At 51.3% G+C, this 18,022-nt stretch carries 18 protein-coding genes; 12 read left to right on the top strand and 6 right to left on the bottom strand.

Going from position 1 to position 18,022, the window contains the following annotated elements; all coding sequences use genetic code 11:
• The first annotated feature begins 2 nt into the window (after nucleotides 1-2).
• From truA to rpsI, 3 genes are all read left to right on the top strand, one after another.
• Entirely contained in the window at nucleotides 3-749 is a 747-nt protein-coding gene (gene truA, locus J2Z49_RS06060) for a tRNA pseudouridine(38-40) synthase TruA (RefSeq protein WP_307400832.1), read from the top strand.
• Nucleotides 750-1,077: 328 nt separating this feature from the next.
• Entirely contained in the window at nucleotides 1,078-1,509 is a 432-nt protein-coding gene (gene rplM / locus J2Z49_RS06055) for a 50S ribosomal protein L13 (protein WP_307400829.1), read from the top strand.
• Nucleotides 1,510-1,529: 20 nt separating this feature from the next.
• On the top strand, nucleotides 1,530-1,922 hold the full coding sequence (rpsI, locus tag J2Z49_RS06050) for a 30S ribosomal protein S9 (protein ID WP_307400825.1): 393 nt from the start codon (nucleotides 1,530-1,532) through the stop codon (nucleotides 1,920-1,922).
• 52 nt (nucleotides 1,923-1,974) lie between these two features.
• Here the strand turns inward: rpsI and J2Z49_RS06045 are convergent, their stop codons facing one another.
• Nucleotides 1,975-2,142, bottom strand: coding sequence for a hypothetical protein (locus tag J2Z49_RS06045; RefSeq protein ID WP_307400822.1), 168 nt, complete (start codon nucleotides 2,140-2,142; stop codon nucleotides 1,975-1,977).
• Between the two features lie 113 nt (nucleotides 2,143-2,255).
• Nucleotides 2,256-2,819, bottom strand: a complete 564-nt coding sequence (locus J2Z49_RS06040) for a hypothetical protein (RefSeq protein ID WP_307400819.1) — start codon at nucleotides 2,817-2,819, stop codon at nucleotides 2,256-2,258.
• A 130-nt stretch (nucleotides 2,820-2,949) separates the two neighbouring features.
• On the opposite strand from J2Z49_RS06040, the gene J2Z49_RS06035 reads away from it, so the two are divergent.
• From J2Z49_RS06035 to J2Z49_RS06020, 4 genes are all read left to right on the top strand, one after another.
• The gene (locus J2Z49_RS06035) at nucleotides 2,950-3,216 is read left to right on the top strand and encodes a YkuS family protein (protein WP_307400816.1); all 267 of its coding nucleotides are present in this window, start codon (nucleotides 2,950-2,952) and stop codon (nucleotides 3,214-3,216) included.
• A 185-nt stretch (nucleotides 3,217-3,401) separates the two neighbouring features.
• On the top strand, nucleotides 3,402-5,369 hold the full coding sequence (locus J2Z49_RS06030; RefSeq protein ID WP_307400918.1) for an S-layer homology domain-containing protein: 1,968 nt from the start codon (nucleotides 3,402-3,404) through the stop codon (nucleotides 5,367-5,369).
• A 199-nt stretch (nucleotides 5,370-5,568) separates the two neighbouring features.
• Nucleotides 5,569-6,285: a cytochrome c biogenesis CcdA family protein gene (locus tag J2Z49_RS06025; protein ID WP_307400814.1), complete on the top strand. Its 717-nt coding sequence runs from the start codon at nucleotides 5,569-5,571 to the stop codon at nucleotides 6,283-6,285.
• Between the two features lie 21 nt (nucleotides 6,286-6,306).
• Nucleotides 6,307-6,903: a TlpA family protein disulfide reductase gene (locus tag J2Z49_RS06020; RefSeq protein WP_307400811.1), complete on the top strand. Its 597-nt coding sequence runs from the start codon at nucleotides 6,307-6,309 to the stop codon at nucleotides 6,901-6,903.
• Nucleotides 6,904-7,056: 153 nt separating this feature from the next.
• Here J2Z49_RS06020 and J2Z49_RS06015 read toward each other — a convergent pair whose 3' ends face one another.
• The gene (locus J2Z49_RS06015) at nucleotides 7,057-7,812 is read right to left on the bottom strand and encodes an MEDS domain-containing protein (protein WP_307400808.1); all 756 of its coding nucleotides are present in this window, start codon (nucleotides 7,810-7,812) and stop codon (nucleotides 7,057-7,059) included.
• 871 nt (nucleotides 7,813-8,683) lie between these two features.
• Between J2Z49_RS06015 and J2Z49_RS06010 the strand changes: the two genes are divergently transcribed.
• The 4 genes from J2Z49_RS06010 to J2Z49_RS05995 all read left to right on the top strand — a co-directional run bounded on the left by J2Z49_RS06010 (nucleotide 8,684) and on the right by J2Z49_RS05995 (nucleotide 13,191).
• Nucleotides 8,684-9,598, top strand: a complete 915-nt coding sequence (locus tag J2Z49_RS06010; RefSeq protein WP_307400915.1) for a tetrahydromethanopterin S-methyltransferase subunit H family protein — start codon at nucleotides 8,684-8,686, stop codon at nucleotides 9,596-9,598.
• Nucleotides 9,562-10,755, top strand: coding sequence for a uroporphyrinogen decarboxylase family protein (locus J2Z49_RS06005; protein ID WP_307400805.1), 1,194 nt, complete (start codon nucleotides 9,562-9,564; stop codon nucleotides 10,753-10,755). Before J2Z49_RS06010 ends, J2Z49_RS06005 begins: the two co-directional genes overlap by 37 nt.
• A gap of 142 nt (nucleotides 10,756-10,897) precedes the next feature.
• A complete protein-coding gene (locus J2Z49_RS06000; protein ID WP_307400799.1) occupies nucleotides 10,898-12,745 on the top strand; it encodes an MtaA/CmuA family methyltransferase in 1,848 nt (615 codons plus the stop codon).
• Between the two features lie 146 nt (nucleotides 12,746-12,891).
• Nucleotides 12,892-13,191 carry an FmdB family zinc ribbon protein gene (locus J2Z49_RS05995; RefSeq protein WP_307400798.1) on the top strand — a complete coding sequence of 100 codons (300 nt, stop codon included), beginning with the start codon at nucleotides 12,892-12,894 and terminating at the stop codon, nucleotides 13,189-13,191.
• A 312-nt stretch (nucleotides 13,192-13,503) separates the two neighbouring features.
• Here J2Z49_RS05995 and J2Z49_RS05990 read toward each other — a convergent pair whose 3' ends face one another.
• The 3 genes from J2Z49_RS05990 to J2Z49_RS05980 form a co-directional block, all read right to left on the bottom strand.
• The gene (locus tag J2Z49_RS05990) at nucleotides 13,504-14,772 is read right to left on the bottom strand and encodes a (Fe-S)-binding protein (protein ID WP_307400795.1); all 1,269 of its coding nucleotides are present in this window, start codon (nucleotides 14,770-14,772) and stop codon (nucleotides 13,504-13,506) included.
• Between the two features lie 12 nt (nucleotides 14,773-14,784).
• A complete protein-coding gene (locus J2Z49_RS05985) occupies nucleotides 14,785-16,170 on the bottom strand; it encodes an FAD-binding oxidoreductase (RefSeq protein ID WP_307400792.1) in 1,386 nt (461 codons plus the stop codon).
• Between the two features lie 209 nt (nucleotides 16,171-16,379).
• Nucleotides 16,380-17,021 (bottom strand): GNAT family N-acetyltransferase, encoded by a 642-nt coding sequence (locus tag J2Z49_RS05980; protein WP_307400789.1) that lies wholly within the window; start codon nucleotides 17,019-17,021, stop codon nucleotides 16,380-16,382.
• 381 nt (nucleotides 17,022-17,402) lie between these two features.
• On the opposite strand from J2Z49_RS05980, the gene J2Z49_RS05975 reads away from it, so the two are divergent.
• Nucleotides 17,403-17,729 carry a hypothetical protein gene (locus tag J2Z49_RS05975; protein ID WP_307400786.1) on the top strand — a complete coding sequence of 109 codons (327 nt, stop codon included), beginning with the start codon at nucleotides 17,403-17,405 and terminating at the stop codon, nucleotides 17,727-17,729.
• The last annotated feature ends 293 nt before the right edge of the window (nucleotides 17,730-18,022 follow it).

Here is an 18,022-nt window from a genome sequence, read left to right as displayed (position 1 = left end):
CCTTGCGGAACATTAAGCTGACCATTGCCTACGACGGGACCAATTACCACGGGTTTCAGGAGCAGCGGGGTACGGGCCTGGTGACCATCCAGGAGGTTCTGGAAAAGTGCTTGCGGCGCCTAGCCGGCAGGGAAATACGGGTGACCGGTGCCGGGCGTACCGATGCCGGGGTCCATGCCCGGGGCCAGGTAGTGAATTTTGATGCCTGCGGGTGGAGTATTCCCACGGATCGCATTGTCCTGGCCTTAAACGGCATGCTGCCCCGGGACATTGCCGCCCTGAAGGCGGAGGAGGTGGGCCCGGAGTTCCACGCCCGCTATTCGGCCCTGGCCAAGACCTACCGCTACACCATTTACAACAGCCGCATCCCTTCACCTTTCTGGCGGTTGTACAGCCACTTTGTGCCCCGCCCCCTGGACGTGGAAGCCATGGCGCAAGCAGCTCAAAAGCTGGTGGGGACGCACGATTTTGCCTCCTTTCAAGCTGCGGGCTCGCCAATAAAAAATACTGTACGCACCCTGTTCGCTGTGGATGTCTTCCGGGAAGGAATAGAGCTGGTCCACTTAACCTTTCGCGGCAACGGCTTTCTTTACAATATGGTGCGGATCATGGTTGGTACGCTGATCGAAGTGGGGCTGGGAAAACGGGACCCGGATGACATACCGGCTATTCTGGCCGCCCGGGACCGCACCCGGGCCGGTCCCACCGCGCCGCCCGAAGGTTTGTGCCTGGAGCGGGTGGAGTACTGAAGGGACTGCGGTCGGCGCAGGGCAGCGCACCGCAAAGAACGCGTTCTTGACACTGGCAAAGCGAGGCATTAAAATACTATTATGTGGGTTTTTGCCCCGGCCCGACGAGCCCCGGGGTTGGGGGCAGAAAGAATGGAAGCTCCTTTTACTTCCGGTTCTTTTTCACCCGGGTTTTGTGCCCTCTAGCCCGGGATCCGGTATTTAAACAACAACCGGGTCTCCCCAGTGTGCCGCCCACGCAAAAGGGGTGGGCAAATCCAGCCGAAAGGAGCGAAAACCTGGTCAGGGGGAGGCCGCCTGTATGCTAGGCTGTACCAGGTGAGCTGGCATGAATAAAACTTATATGGCCAAGCCAGGTGAAATAGAGCGCAAGTGGTACATTCTCGATGCCACGGATAAGCCCCTGGGGAGGCTGGCCGCCGAGGCCGCCCGTATTTTACGGGGTAAACACCGCCCCCAGTTCACGCCCCACGTGGATACGGGGGATCACGTCATTGTGATCAATGCCGAAAAGGTGATCCTTACCGGCAACAAACTCAAGAAGAAAAAGTACATCCGCCACTCCGGTTACCCCGGCGGCTTAAAGGTGACGGGATACGATGAGCTCCTGGCCAAACGTCCCGAACTGGCCGTACGTAAGGCCATTGTGGGGATGCTGCCTCACAACCGGCTCGGCGCCAGAATGGCCAAAAAATTGCGGGTGTACCGGGGAGAGAATCATCCCCACCAGGCCCAGAAACCAGAAGTTTGGTCCATGTAGCGAGGGGAAGGAGGTCAGCAATGGCTGTCATAAAGTTTTATGGTACCGGGCGGCGTAAGAATGCCGTGGCACGGGTTTACCTTGTTCCCGGCGAAGGCCGGATAATCATCAACGACCGGCCGGTGGAAGTCTATCTGGGGCGCAAGACCCTGGAGGTGCTGGTGCGGCAGCCCCTGGAACTGACAGGAACGGAAGGGCGTTTTGATGTGCTGGCCCGGGTCAAGGGCGGCGGTGTCAGTGGCCAGGCCGGGGCGGTAAGGCATGGCATTGCCCGGGCACTGGTCCAGGCCGATCCCAACCTGCGTCCCGTGCTGAAAAAGGCCGGTTTCCTCACCCGGGATCCGCGGATGAAGGAGAGAAGGAAGTACGGCCTGAAGAAGGCCCGCCGGGCGCCTCAGTACTCCAAGCGATAATGCCTGTACGGAGTTAAGATTAGTAAAGGAAGGGCAGGTTCCCTTCCTTTTATCATTTTTTGGCGCGAAAACGGGCGAAGAGGGCGGATAAAACCACGGCCGTGCCTACGCCCAGGGCCATACCGGCACTATCATTCAATCCCAGGAATACCGACCAGAAGTAATACACCCCCACTGATGCAGTTACGGTCAGCATCATGGGCAAAAAGCTTTTGCTCATGCGCGAACCTCCCGGTACAATCTGTCCCTTCTAGCATAGCAGGGAAAGAAGTCCCCGGCAAGTTAAAAGGGCCCTTTGGGAAAAAGGGCCGGGAATGGAGGTTAGAGGTTGGTTCAGGCCGTGGCCTGGTCGATGATCTTGCGATAGGGATTGCCAGCGTCATCGCCGGCCTCGAGCAACTGGTATATCCTGCCGGCAGTGTTTTCGTCAATACCCGCTTCCCCCAGCAGGGCCAGCACTTCCTCCCGGGACCAGCCCTTTACCCGGGCGGCCGGACCGACCAGGCTGGCCGCCACTGGAATGAGGGGATCTGCTTTTTCGGCCAGGGCCGTTGCTTCCGCCTTTCGGGCCGCATTCAAGGACCGGTTCAACAAGTCATGGTCCTCCGGCCTGAGTTTTTTGCGCAGCGCTACTTCCAGGCGGTTCCGGATGATCTGGGGCTGGCTTTGAATTGTTTTGGCCATTTCGCCAAGACATTTGCTGGCATAGGAGCACCAGGCGGCACAACCGGGATCGAACCTGGGATTGCCCACCAGTTGCTTGCAATTGGGGCAGCGCAAGGTTATATCATCTTTCCAGAACTCGATGCTGTAGCCGCAGTGGGGGCAGGGAGACTCAAATATATCTTCAGGTTTCCAGAAGCTGCGGTCCTGTCCGGGACACTTCCAGATGGCCATGGGACACTCCTCCTTTTTCCGGTGTTGAATTGATCATAATATTTCAGGGCAATAGAAATCTGTGAGTATGGTCACACTATCTTGGTGAATCAGGGAAAATATCAAAGATAAAAGAAAGGTGGATGCTGAAATGAAAATTGCCGTTCAGGACAACCTGGAAGAAGTAAGAAATTTTCTGGCTTCTCAGGGGTACGAGGTGGTCAGTCCTTCCAATGCCCTGGGTGCGGCCGCCATGGTCGTTACCGGGGACATCGATGCCAGGGAGGAAGAACACACCCTGGCTCTGGCCACCAACCCGACCATTACCACCTATGCTCCGGTAATTAACGCCGCCGGGAAGTCCCCGGAAGAAATCCTGCAACGCATCCGGGAAGTGACCGGGGAAAGAAAAGCCTGATCATACCTTACGTAAAGTTAAAGCCCGTTCCGGGGAAGGTGCCTGTTTAAATAGTCCCTTACCTGCACCTGATCGATTGGCCCGGGACGGGCTATCTTTTTATAGAAAATTTGCAGGATTTTCCTCCCTCCCCGTCGAAGGGAAACAGGCAAAATGAACCAAGGGGAGGGGTGGTTTTGTTGCCCATGAAGTTGCGCTTAACGTCCCTGTTATCGGCCGTGGTGGTTTTACTCTCCGGCCTGTTTTCTGGAAATGCGGCTCTGGCAGCGGGAGGGCCGTTTAAAGATATCCGGGGTCACTGGGCGGAAAAGGTCATGCTGGAAATGAACGCTTACGATATTGTGCACGGGTATCCCGGGGAGGAATTTCGTCCCAACAATAATGTAACCCTGCTGGAAGCGGTGGTGATGATCCTCAACACGCTGGGGTTAAATGAAAAAGCCGGCGGGGCAAACCTTTCCGGCCTGCAGTTTCACCCTTCGGTGACCTGGGGTAAAGGGCACCTGGCTCTGGCGGTGGAAAAGGGCATGCTTACCCGGCAGGGCCTGCCGCAAATAGCTAACCGGCGGCTGGCCAGCCGGGTGGAAGTGGCGGCCCTGGTTTGCCTGGCCCTGGGCTTGACCCCCGATTCCAGCTATGTAACCTTTTTTGACACCGGTGAGATACCCGAGAAATACCGGGGCTACGTGGGAGCCGTAGTGAAACACAACATCATGCGGGGGATGCCCGGCAACATGTTTTTACCCAACGAGCCCGTTACCCGGGCCCAATTATGCGCCATTTTATCCCGGTTGATTGACCAGAAACTGGTGCCCCCGCCGGCACCCATGAACCTGGTGGTGGGCCGGGTTGCCTCCATAGATATGGATAAACAGAAAGTCGTCTTACGCAACCTGGAGGGAGAAAAAACCGTCTATTTGCCCGTGGATATGACCGTGTTCACCGCCTCCGGGACCACTACCCTGGGGTCCCTGAATACCGGCGACCGCCTGAAGTGCATTACCGATGGACAGTACCGTGTCCGTTATGCATCTTTAGTGGAGGGTTCCGCTTCTATAAAGACCACGGTGGAAGGGGTGGTCGTTTCCTTTGCCAGAGGCAGCCGGGGTTACTCCCTCACCCTGGAAACCAGTGAGGGGAACCGGCTCACCTACCCGGTGGAGGACGATGCCCGGTTGATCAGGGCGGGCAGGGAAATCGCCGCTTCCGCGGTGGTGGAAAATGACTACGTGGAAATCGGCCTGGACGAGAACAACCGGATTGTCAGGATAGAAGTATACGCGCCGGAGAGAATCAGCGGTACCGTGGTGGAAGCGGGGAGCTCTACCTTAACCCTCAAAAGACAGGGTAAAGAGACGGAATACAAAGTGAACCCCCGGGTGCAGGTAACCAGGAACTTCATCCGCGGGATGAGCTACGGCGAATTAAAGCGCGGCGACCGGGTGGAAGTTGTGGTCATGAACAAGACCATATTCCAGATTAATCTCCTTTCCGATGTGCTTACCGGGCAGAGCGGCATGGTTTCCCGGGTGCACAGTAAGGCCATATACCTGTACGTGGGAGATGAGGAAAAACGCTACGAGCTGGATGAAAGGGTGGAAGTGATCAAGGACGGGCGCCCGGTGAGCCTGGATGAACTGCGCCGGGGGGATTACGTAAACTTTGAGGTGGACAGCCGCGGTTATATAATTACCATTGAAGTTCTGGACGAGAAAAAGGGCGATTTTGAGGGCACGTTGAAATACTTTGTTTTGTATCCCCGGCCGTGGGTAACCATTGTCACCACCGGCGGCCTGGAAATGGAATACGAAGTTTCCACAAGCGCCACCGTTTTGCGGGATGGGGATAAGATTAACTTGAGCGACATCGTTCCCGGCTCGAGGATCAGCATCCGGGTTGAAGACGGCCGGGTAACGGAAATAGAGGTGCTGGACGATCAAAACCTCACCGTGCAGTGCCGGGTGTCCAGCGTAAACCAGGAGCGCCGGCGGGTCACCCTGGAGATCAACAGCCGTTATTTCACCTATTCCCTGGCATCCCGGGCCACAATTCTAGACCGCAACGGCAAGCTGGTGGCTTTGGAGGATGTCAAAGGGTACCAGGTGGAGGTGCGCTTGAAAGACGGGGAAATAGACAGCATCACGGTACTTTAGTGTTCCTGCCTGCTGTCCCGGTCAACCCGGGATTTTTTTCTTTTCTTCCCGGCATTTGTATCGTATAATTGCGATATATAGATATTTCTCTGCCTGGAAGCCTTGCGGTTCTCCCGGCAATGAGCATCTTCTTCCCGGGGAGCCCTGGTACGGTGCGGGCAGGGGTTAAGGCAAATACTGGAACAGGGGGGGGTTGTTGTTGCCGGAAGTAGACGTTTCCCTGGGGGCGGCCTTTCTCGCCGGGCTGGTTTCGTTCCTATCCCCGTGCGTACTGCCTTTAATACCCACCTACGTGGCGTATTTAACCGGAGTTTCGGTAACGGAGTTAACGGCACCGGGGACGGTGCGCCTGCGTTTTTGGCTCCTGACCAACGCCCTTTTGTTTGTGGCCGGCTTCAGCCTGGTTTTCGTAGCCCTCGGGCTTTCCGCCAGCGCCCTGGGCAAACTGTTGCTCCGCCACCAAAACTTGCTGCGGCAGGTGAGCGGATTGTTGATTATCTTCTTCGGGCTGCACATGGCAGGCCTGTTGCGCCTTAACTGGCTGATGAGGGAAAAGAGGGTTCATTTTGTACCCCAAAAAGCAGGCTGGTTAAACTCGCTGCTCATGGGCATGGCTTTTTCCGCCGGCTGGGTGCCCTGCATCAGCCCTATTCTCGCTTCGATTTTACTGCTGGCCGGCCAGAGCGAGAGCCTTATCCAGGGAGCCTACCTGCTGGTAATCTATGCCCTGGGCCTGGCCCTGCCCTTTTTAATAGCCGCCCTGGGCGTGGGCCACCTGGTGCAGGCTTTGCGCCGCCATGCTTCCCTTTTGCCCCTGGTGACCAGGGTGGGCGGCTGGTTGATGATTGGTGTGGGTTTGCTGGTGCTTACCAATTCCTTCGCCCGCCTCTCGGGCTATGTTCCATTTTCTCTTTGATGATAGGAGGAGGCTCTGAAGGTGAATAAGAGGCTGTTTTTTGTGGTCATCCTCTCTGTGGTGATTTTAAGCCTTATTGCTGCTTACGTTTGGTCCTTTGGCAAGGAAAGGGGGAAGGACGTCACACCACCCGGCGCTGCCGTAAAAGAGGAGACCGGAGTTCAAACGGGCACGGAAGTGGGCCAGCGGGCCCCCGATTTCACCCTCACCGCCACCGGTGGGAAGGCGGTTTCCCTTTCTTCCTTTAGAGGCCGGCCGGTAGTGCTCAATTTCTGGGCCACCTGGTGTCCTCCCTGCCGGGAGGAGATGCCCGCCATCCAGAGTTTCTATGAAAAAAGGGGCCGGGAAATTCAGGTGCTGGCAGTTAACCTCACGGCCAGCGAAAAATCTGCCGCCCATGTAAAGGACTTTTTGAAAGCCGGCGGCTACACCTTCCCGGTTTTGCTGGACACCCACAACATTACGGCCCAGGAATACCTGGTGCGGGCCATTCCCACCACTTTCTTTATTGACCGGGAAGGCATCATCCGGGACATACACACCGGGCCCATGACCGTGGAGATGCTGGAGAAGGCTGTGGAAAAATTAAGCAACCAGAATAAAACTAAACTTAATTAATCCGGAGAAAACCGGATATGACCCCCTGGCCGATGGCCATTGCCGACTGCTCCTGGTAGGTTAGCTAGCCGCCCCTCCTACTCGATGCAATTGGCTCAACAATCTACCGAGCTTTTCAAACGCCGGTTAAAAACAGATAATAACCGGCATTACCTATTTAACCGGGTAATTTTTTAATAGTGTTGCTGATTCATCATTATAAAAAACAACACTGTTGTGATGCTTCATTAGTTCAATTAACTGGCCAAAACAATCAGACCTGATATCCTCAAAAATATAAGGACAGATACCAACTACAGGTAGCTTCTTCAGTACATCGTCCAAAGAACGTTCAAATTCAACCAGGTTCGGAAAATGTCCCCCGCAGGATAATAGATGCGGTGAACCTGAACCCCACATAGTTGTATAACCTAGCCCAACAGTTTTCTCAATTTCATTGGCCCATATTTGAACAGGGCCGTTTTTTCCGGAACGGTTGTATTGTGCTAATAAATCAACTATCACCAGGGAATTTTTTGCTTCAAGGTCTTCAACGGGTAATCCTCTTTGTGTCAACTCCTGCCTAACGTCATCGGGATTTTGCCACCAACATCCTTTGAACAAGCGATATCCCTTAGACAACCCTTTTTTAAAAAATTCCGCTTCTAGATTGTAAAGGTTATCTTTACTGTTTGTGATAGCCAATACATGGTCATGCTGGGGGTTAATGATATCCAGAAAACTCCGGCTCAACTGATTGACCTGGTTGTTTTCATTGAGTTTTAATTCCAAGGCTTCTTTTTTTATGCGCCATTCTTTGCCCAATTTAATACCGGGCAGTTTTCCGGCTCTTAGCCACCGGTAGATCGTATTAGTTGTTGTTCGCAAGATCTGAGCTACTTCATCGACAGTTAATAATTCTTCATTCATAACAAACGGCCTTCTCCCACTCCATTTAATGAGTTATTGTGAAAAACTTGCAATATTACCGATGTATGCTTTTAAATTAATCATACCACAGCTTATCGTACTTGGCAAGGTCAATAGACTAAAAAGGCATTTGCGTTATGAACAACTTTTTCATTCACTACAAAGAGATAATGCAGTTTCAAAGTTAAAAAATAAGCTGGAAATTACTTTAATAATAAGATATGATATATAGTTCTGTTTTAGGGCAGACTACCCCTGATTGTTTTTTAGATCATTCTTCAAACTCTATTATAAAATTTCCTTAGTTAGTTTAATCAGGCCGGCAACGAAAAGAATGACTGTTCCTATAACGTGGCCAGTATTTAACATGAGACCTCACACTCCTCGGCGGAATGCAAGGCTCGCGCTGGAGGGGTGTTTGATGAAAAGTGCCCTATATTGGTAAATCAACCATTGAATGGAAGAAAAATTTTCAATTAAAACCTTGACAAATTTGGGTAGATACTATACACTGTAATACAATATAATACAATAGAATACAATAACATTCTATGATATACATTATTATATTTTGAATGATCCTACAATAATTTGCACCCGATCGGGGCGGTGGTCTTTAGCCTTAATGATTCAATTTTGCAAAGACTTAAAAACCTGTAGTTACCAAAAAAATATTAAGACTTCTTTTAGTAGGCTGAAAAATGTTACATTCATTGCAATTAGGGGGCGATTTTCGAAAAACCCAAAGAACAGTTGTTCTAATTATCGATAAACAAAATTTAGGAAAAACAAAAAAGTCCAAGGTGCAAAACCTTGAGCATAAAGGAAGCTTTATTTCCGAGAGACTTAATTCTATAAGAAGGAGGAATTGATGTTGGTAGACTGTCATGTACTTAAGATTGGTGACGCTACGATAGGGGGACCACTGGGCTCAACAACCGGCCTGGTGGTAGGAAGTATTTTCTACGACAAACACTCTATTGTTTCCGATCCTTTTGCCGGTGAGTTTGATAAATCCCGGGCGGCAGAATTGGTGGACCGTGTAAATAAACTCAGTAAGCGATATGGGGTCCAAATGGCCTTTGACATCATTGCCGCTTCATCTAAAGCTATGGAACGTTTTTTGGAATTTGTTAGTGCGCGTACAAGCCTCCCTTTATTAATAAATGCTACTGAGGCTGAGGCCCGTATAGCTGGGCTTGAGGCGGCTGCTAAACTTGGCATTCTAAATCGCTCTATTTATGCTTCACTTAATGAGGATACCGAAGACGAAGAATTGGAAGTACTTGGTCGGCACCGCCCGGCTGCCGTCATGATTCTTGCCAGCGATGTTGGTAATCCTACCCCTGAGGGAACTTGCGAAATGATTGAAAACTATTATCACCCTATGTTAAAGGAGATTGGTGTAGCAGCTCCGATTGTTGATGTGGGCACCATGGACCCACCTTCGATAGGTTTAAATATCCGCCAAATTCAGGCTGTACGGGAACGTTTCGGTTATCCTGTGGGTTGTGCCTTTTCTAACTGTTTTCCACAATGGACCAGCGTGAAAAAGTTAGGCCGGGAATGGGTAAACCTGTCTTTAGCAACGGCCCTTGCCGTCTGTCGTGCAGCCGGTGCAGACTATTTGCACTACGGCATCATTGAGAAGGCTGCAATAGCAGCCCATGTGTCGGGGACTGCAGAAGTATTTTATGGATTTGCGGCTAAGGAACTGGACGGGCATAAACTGCCGGAAAGTCATCCCCTATGGAATATGTTCAAGCTATCAGGGGAGATGGAGTAATGTCACTCCGGATAAAGTTAGCAGAATTGCTTTCCGGAAACTGGAATGGTCCACCACTAATTGACATTGGAACAACATCCCTCACCGGCATTCGGGCCAGTGCACTTCCGCATTTGCGAAAAGACAGTTCGGTGGCACATCCTATTTACGAAACTCTGCCTTTGGCACCAATGGAGTGTATCCGTTTGGGCTCTGATTTCATCCGTACCGGTCTGTTATTTGACCCCCCGGTGATAACCGATAAACCTTTTACTGATGCTTTTGGCGTTCAATGGCAAAGAGACGAAGGTTTTTTATCACCAATTAGCCATCCTTTGGAAACTGCAGGGCTTAAGGATATTTTACATTACCCTAAACCCCAATGGCGTAACCAAGTACAGCTTGTTGAACCGGAATTTAGAAACGCTGGCATTTTAATTGCAGATGCTCCTTGCCCAGGCCTCTTAGATCTGAGCTTTATGCTGCGTAACCCCTGGCGGTTTATGGAAGACATTGCTGATAAAAACTGGCAGATCGCCACAGCCCTCCTTAATTGGTCATTGGAAACTATTCTTGATGCCTATAACTACATGTTGAGTTCGCTTCCTGAACAACCGGATATCATCATTTATAACGATGATCTGGGCTACCAGGACGGTATGTTTTTTTCTCCATCGGATTTCCGTAATCTTGTCCGTCCGTATATGCATTCGTTGCTGACCCGGCTTAGACAGTTAACCCCGGCATCGATCTGTTTTCACAGTTGTGGAGCTATTCGACCCATTCTGAGGGATATAGCAGAATTGGGTATCGAGTTAATTAACCTGGACACCAATGCTAAAGGGATGAATGTTATGGAAGTGCGGCGGGAACTGCCTGCTTCTATAATATTGCATGGATCAAACGACCTGTGTGCTTTGGGCGAAGCCGTAACGAATAAGGACAAGGCTGGAATAGCCTTATTAATTACAGAGTTGGCTCAAAGTGCACCGGTCATTGCCGGGCCCCTGGACAATATGTCTTCAGCAGAAGAAGTGCTTGCGGCTATCCGCGGGGCTGCATTTATCCGCAATTTCTCCAGCGATGATTTTGAAAAATTGCGTCACATTGGTCCGGTTCGAAACATTATTGAAGAGGCAATAGAGAAAACATTTTCAACAGGATTGCCCGTCCTTTAATATAAAGCGCATTTTTTCAAGGTCATAGCCAAACTTGCAAGGACAATTTATTCTGGAAAAAGGTGGTGAGGTGTATTCGAATAAGTCTAAAAAACTGCTTATAATTCACGAATAATGCAAAAAGTTTAAGGAGGGAGTAAGTATGCCCAAGATGACCAGCCGGGAAAGAGTTTTTGCGGCAGTTACTATGAAAGAGCTGCCGGATCAGGTACCCGTAAACCCGTTGTTAATGACAAGGGGCATTCGCGAGGGGGGAGTTAGAGTTGATGAGGTTCTGTTCGATGGTGAGGCCATGGCCAAAGCTAAAATTAAAGCTCATCAAAAATTCGGTGGAGACGTGGTGATTGCCGGAACCGACTTGTTTACCCCGGTAGAGAACCTGGGTGCCATATTAGAATACCTGCCCTATGCACAACCCTCGTTAGTTGAACATCCCGCGCCTACAAAAGAAGCTTTTTACCGTTTAAAAGATAACTACCTAAAGAATGGCTTTAATCCGGAAAAAGGCCGTTTGAGAGCAATTCAAGAAGAAATAAGAACCTTTATTAGAGAAGGCTGGAAAGATACCCACGTACTGGCTACCCCCGTTGGCGGTCCGATTACTACCGCCCAGATGGTTACCGGAACAGACAACTTTTTTACTTATTTGGCTGAAGATCCAGATTTCGCTAAAGAGGTTATAGAATTATCTCTTGACGTTGTTAAAAATGTCTGTCGAATGATGTTTGAAGCTGGTGTTGATGTCGTCAATATCCTTGACCCATTCTGCTCCTGTGATATTTTGCCACCAGAAATGTATAGAGAATTTGGCTTGCCTTACCAGCAGAGGTTATTCGCTTATATTAAGGAAATTGGCGGTATCGGGCTCCTTCATACATGCACCTTTACCCAACCCATCTGGTCCGACATTGCCAATAGCGGCGCCTTTAACTTTAACGGCGATATGTACCCTGGAGCAGACCATGCCAAGCGTGCTATAGGAGAAAAAATTTCACTGATGGGTACGGTCTGTCCCTACTCAACGTTAGTCCATGGTACTCCCGAGGATGTTGCCAGGGAAGTAAAGAAGCTGGCTGTTGAAGTGGGGTATAACGGCGGATTTGTCTGCATGCCCGGTTGTGATATTGACTGGACTGTTCCAGAAGAAAACTTACGCGCGTTGATTGAAACCTGCGCGTCAATCAAGTACCCGATAGACATCGAGGCCCTTGGTGACCTGAGCGATGTTTATTTGCCCGGCCACCCCAAACACCCGGGTATGCGCAAAATATCAACGGATAACGATCAAATGGTTAGAATGGGAATACAAAAGACTCAGGTAAAGAAAACTCCTGAAGAAGAGGTTTACTTTAACCTGGCCGATGCGATTATGGAACATGATGATGATAAGGTTGTAGAGTGGACTAAAAAAGGTTTGGAAATCGGTTTGACCCCTCAGCAAATTATATTCAACGGTTTATCCCTTGGAATGAGAATGGTCGGTGATTTGTATGAGCGTAACGAACGTTTCGTGACCGATTTGCTTAAATCTGCCAAGACAATGGAAAAGGCTATGGCTATTCTTGTTCCACTGCTGGAAGCGTCGGGTTCAGGAGGTGGCAAGAAAGAAACTGTCGTAATAGGTCTGGTACGCGGCAACACCCAGGACATTGGCAAAAATCTCGTGGTTCTTATGTTGAAGGCAAATGGTTATAATGTTATAGACCTTGGCAAGAACGTTAAACCTGAAGAGTTTATAGAAGCAGCAGAAGCTAATAATGCTGTAGCCATTGGTATGTCTGTAATGACTAACTCATCTGTTACCTATGCAGAGAAAACTGTGGAATTACTTAAAGAGAAAGGTCTAGCCGACAAGTATCTGGTAATGACCGGTGGAGCAGCGATGAATGAGCAGATTGCCGCGCAAATAGGTGCCAGATATGGTTCGGATGCCAACGCAGCTGTTTCCTTAGTAAAAGAGTATCTTGCAGCAAGAGAAAGGCCTAGCTGACATGTATCTGGTGATGACCGGCGGAGCAGCGATGAATGAGCAGATTGCCGCGCAAATAGGTACCAGCGGCAAAATGATTACGTTTTTTTACAGGGGTGACCACAATGGTACACCCCTATACTGCCATCTAGCAAAGGAGGTTGATTATGCCTATATACGACTTTGTTTGTAGTGAATGTGATGCCAGTCGCCCGGTGTTAGTAGATTATGAAGCCAAGGAGGGATTGGAACTCATATGTGTTCACTGTGGAGGAGTGATGAGAGCTGCCCCGGTAGCGATGTTCACTGTTATTAGATCGACAAAAGTAGAACAGTCCACCAATCGGAAAAAAATTAAGCCTTGCGGGCACGCTCATCATTGTCGCTGTGCCGCCATAAAACAAAAGGCACCTATTCCTTTTCAAAAACAAATTGACGAAGCCCTGGGGGCTGGCGAGCACCAGTAAAAGCGTGCCTGGTTGCTATAATGACTACCTGTTATACAACATTTGATTTACGGGTTAAAACTGATCCCGGATTAGTCCGGGGTCAGTTTTTGTGTGCGCCCGGCATGGGCGTGGAGCGAGTGCGGGGCGAAGGTTAACGCGTTAGCCGTGGAAACCTGCCGGATAGACAGGGAGAGCTGGTAACCCGGGGCCCCACCCTCAATTTTGCCGGAGTGGCGGTGCTGGCCTGGACGGCTGGGAAAATGCTGGCCCTGCTACGATCCTCCTGCGGGCAGTGAGGGCAACAAGTAAGGGGGGCGTTGAACCCCCCTTTTACTTTTCCTCAAGGGAGCTGGCCAGCAGCTCAACCGTGTGTACCACTTTCTGGGGCATTTGCTTCTTGACTAGCCCGTCGGTCAGGTGCATCCGGCAGGCGGGACAACCGGTCACTACCAGTTGTGCCCCGGTGTCTTCGATATCCTTTAACTTGCGGGTGAGAATCTGATAGGACAAATCGTAATGGGTCAGGCTGAAAGAGCCGGCGTTGCCGCAGCACCGGGCCGGTTCCATCAGGGGCAGGTAATTGACCCCGGGAATGCTCCGGATGATGGAGAGGGGCTCTTGTACCACGCCCAGGCCGCGGCCCAGGTGACAGGGCTGGTGGTAGGTGACGGCCAATTCCGGCGCCCTGAACAGTTCCGGGTTAAAGGGCAGCTTGTGCAGGAACTGGGTTATATCAAGGATTTTAGCGGCCACTTCCCGCGCCCTTTCACTATATCCGGGAACATCCTCCAGCAGTTCCGGGTACAGGTGTTTGAAAGCTTTCCCGCATGTCCCGCACACGGTGATAATGGCATCGGCCTGAATACTGCTGAACAAATCCACGTGGGACCTGGCCATTTTCAGGGCCATATCCGCCGCCCCGCTATAAAGGATGGGAGCGCCGCAGCAGTGTTGCAGACGGGGGATAATCACGTCCACCCCGTGGGCTTTCAGGACGCGCAGGGCGGCCAGTCCGATCTCGGGATACAGGTAATTGGTCATACAGCCGGTAAAGAAGGCCACCGTGGCCACAGGCCGCTCGACCGCATGTTTTTCGGCCACCTGGTCCCGGAAAGGAACCGGTGCCAGAGGAGGGACGATCCGGCGCAGTTCCAGGCCGATAGGGAAGCGGGGCTGCATCTTTCCCGGCTCAATATTTTTAAATAAGAGTCCCTGTAGGCGGGCGGCGGTTTTTACCCCCAGATCAAAAAGGCGGGGGCGGCTGAGGCCGGTAAACACGGCCTTCTTTATGAAGGGTAGCCCCTTCTTTTGGGTCAGGGCCGTTCTGGCGGCCAGGATGATCCGGTCCACCTTCACGCCGGAGGGACACGAAGCTACGCAGGCCAGACAGGTGAGACAAAGGTCGAAGCGCTCGGCCAGCCCGTCCGTTGGTTCCAGTTTGCCCTCCAGAATCGCCGCGGCCAGGCGGATTTTTCCCCGGGCCACGGCCGGCTCCCGCCGGGATTCCTGGTATAAAGGGCAGACAGCCTGGCAGTTGCCGCATTTCATGCATTTAAGTATTTCTTCTTCTACCGCCGCCAACCCGTCAAAAATGCTCATGCTTGCTCCTCCTCAAGTTAGATCTACAATTTTGCCCGGATTGAGGAGATTGTCCGGGTCCAGGGCTTGCTTAATTTTCTTGAGTACCTGCACGCCCGAATTGCCCATCTCCCAGGGGAGAAATTGCTTTTTGGCGATGCCGATCCCGTGCTCCCCGGAAAGGGTGCCTCCCAGGCTCAAAGCCGCGCGGAAGATTTCCTCCACGGCTGCCCGCACCCGCTCCATCTCCTCCTCGTTGCGGGCATCGGCCAGGATGGTCGGGTGCAGGTTGCCGTCACCGGCGTGCCCAAAGGTGCCGATAACCAGGTTGTAACGCTTGCCGATGTCTTCCACGACCAGGAGCATATCCGTGATCTTGCTCCTGGGCACGGTTGCGTCCTCCAGGATGGTGGTGGGCTTGCGTTGGGCCAGGGCGGGCAGGGCGGCCCGGCGGGCGCTCCATAATTTTTCCCGTTCTTCATCATTTTCTGCCGTTTTGATCCACCCGCTGTTTTTGGCAATAACCTGCCTGACGGCGGCCGCCTCGGATTTAACCACTTCGGGAATCCCATCCACCTCGATGAGCAGGATGGCCGCCACATCGGTGGGCAAACCGACGTGGGCAAAATTTTCTACGGTTTCCACCGTAACCCGGTCCATAATTTCCAGGGTGGCCGGGATTACCTTTTGACCGATGATATCAGCAACGGCATTTCCCGCGTCGGCCAGGCGGCTGAAACCGGCCAGCATGGTTTCCCTGGCCTGGGGTGCCGGGATCAGGCGGACGATGATTTCCGTGATGATCCCCAGGGTGCCCTCAGAGCCGGTAAACAACCGGACCAGGTCGTAGCCCGTTACATTCTTAACCGTCTTTCCCCCGTACCGGATTACCTCACCGTCCGCGAGAACTACCTCCAGCCCCATCACGTAATGCCTGGTGACCCCGTACTTGAGTCCCCTCAGTCCTCCGGAACACTCGGCCACGCTTCCTCCCATGGTGGCGGTGGCCACCGTGCCCGGGTCGGGCGGGTAAATCAAACCGTAGGGGGCCACGGCGTTATTCAAATCTTGAATGATCACCCCGGGTTGCACTGTGGCCGTCAGGTTTGAAGGATCTATTTCCAGAATGCGGTTCATTTTTAAGGTACTGAGCACAATTCCCCCTTTGATGGGAACTGTGCCACCGCTTAAATTTGTTCCCGAACCGCGGGGGTAAATGGGCAAACGATACTGGCGGGCAATTTTGACCACTTTCACCACTTGATCCACGTTTTCCGGGGTAACCACCACATCCGGCTTTTGCTCGGGCAGGTCGGCCGTGGCGTCGTAGGAATAACAGAACAAATCTTCGGTTGCGGTAATGACGTTTTCTTTGCCCAGTTCCCGGCGTAACGCTTCGATGGCCTGTGCGACGGACATATAATTCCCCCCTCGAAGAGAAAGTAGTCTGATGGTATGACCACCATACGTTTAAAATATTCGCTCTTTTACTGGCGAGTTCCTCCTGTGATTCGGCATGTGACCAAAAATTTTTTAGGCATTTCTGTGATCAGGAGTAATGGGTGTTGGGGGTAAGAAAAAAAACCTGGTGTAAAGATAGAAACCCGGTTTCGCAACCGGGTCAGGCGTTACACCATATTAACTACCTTTCCGTACTTTCTGAGGAACCGCATGCCTTCGAAGAGCATAATATCTTCCTTGCCGACGCTTTTACCAAATCTGGCCATGAGCACATTGGCGGGATGCTCCAGAATGTCGGGGTCGTCGGTGGTTACCTTTTGCAGGCCCACTTTCCCGAAGAGCCTGGTGAGCATCTTTTGATAAGCCCAGATATCCAGGCCGGTGTTTCTGGTGTCCCAGTGCCAGCAGTACTCGGTAGTGATTACAATGAAGTCTTCTACGGCAGGATGGGAAAAGGCCAGTTTCATCAGGTTTTCCGCTACGCCACAACCACGCCATGCCGGGCTTACCTCAATGCCGCCCATTTCCAGCACCCGCGGATGCTTGGACCATCGGCTGAAATCGTCGGGGTGATGGAAGGTGACATAGCCGATTATTTCATTGTCATGGCGGGCAATGAATATCATGCCGTCAGGCAAATTGGTAATTTGCTTGAGGGCTTCTTTCTGGCGGTCCGGTGGGCGGAAATTGGCAAGACCCTCGTTCATGGAGAGCCCGTCAATGTAGCTGTCCGTTACCGGTCCTTCAAAGACCACCAGTCCTTTGGGAGTATTCAACTCCACCGGTTTCAACTGCACTGGTTTGGCCATCGACCCCACCTCCCGGGCTGACCATTCGGGTGTCATAATCGACCGTTTATCCCTGGAATGCAACCGTTTAGCTATCTTTATTATAGGTGACCCTGCCAATATATTCAATCCTGCCACCTGAAATAGATATATTAAAAATATTCGCATATTTAGTTTGCCGTGGACTCCTGGATTTATTCCCGGGTTCTGCACCAGCGGCGCAATCACGACGAGGTATGACGATTCGAATTCCGCTTACGTGATCAGGAATAATCGAGCGTTTACGATAATTACGCTAATAACCGGCATCTTTGTAATGTAATTAAAAATTAAAGTTAGGATTTGACGAAACTGGGCATTATAGATTATAATACCATCAAAAATAAAAAGGAGATGTGATGTATGGCTTTTGAAGTTTACAAACCTCGTGGTGAAAGGGCAGAAAAAGCACCCATGGTTTCTTTCTTCAAAAGTTCAATTGTGTTGAATAATGTGGCCAGGGAAAAACTGGGTGCGCAGCATGTGGAATTAGCCTATGATCGGGATGCGCGTGTTATCCGGATCCGGGCGGTGGAAGAAGGGGGCATGCAGATCAAGAAAACAAAGGTTTTTGGTAAGGGCTTTTTTAAGCACTTTAACATCAGCCCCCGCGGAAAGTATGAAGCCAGGTTCGATGAGAATGAGCGGGCGCTTTATGTTCAACTGGATGCTACCGGGGAAAACTCTTAACCCGCATAATCTTGCGGGTTTATTTTATAGGGTTATCTTTTTATGAAGAGCAGTTTAACCGTGCATGCTTTTTCTTGAATGGTGTAACCAGAGTACGATTTAGCCCGTCATCAGCGTGAACATGGTGATAGAAATGGCTGCGGGGTGGATAAAACCGGCATCCTGAAGAACCACTCCGTTCCATTGATCGCATCAAGAGGTATCATTTTTGCCCCCCTCGAAGTTATGCCCCAGGTAGTGGCCAAAGCGAACAAAGCACACTCGATTAAAAAACAAATGCTGCCAGCAGGGGA

It is taken from the genome of Desulfofundulus luciae, from assembly GCF_030813795.1.
GTDB lineage: Bacteria > Bacillota > Desulfotomaculia > Desulfotomaculales > Desulfovirgulaceae > Desulfofundulus > Desulfofundulus luciae.
Note: the sequence above shows the minus strand (reverse complement) of the source record. Positions and strands in the feature narration are given on the sequence as shown.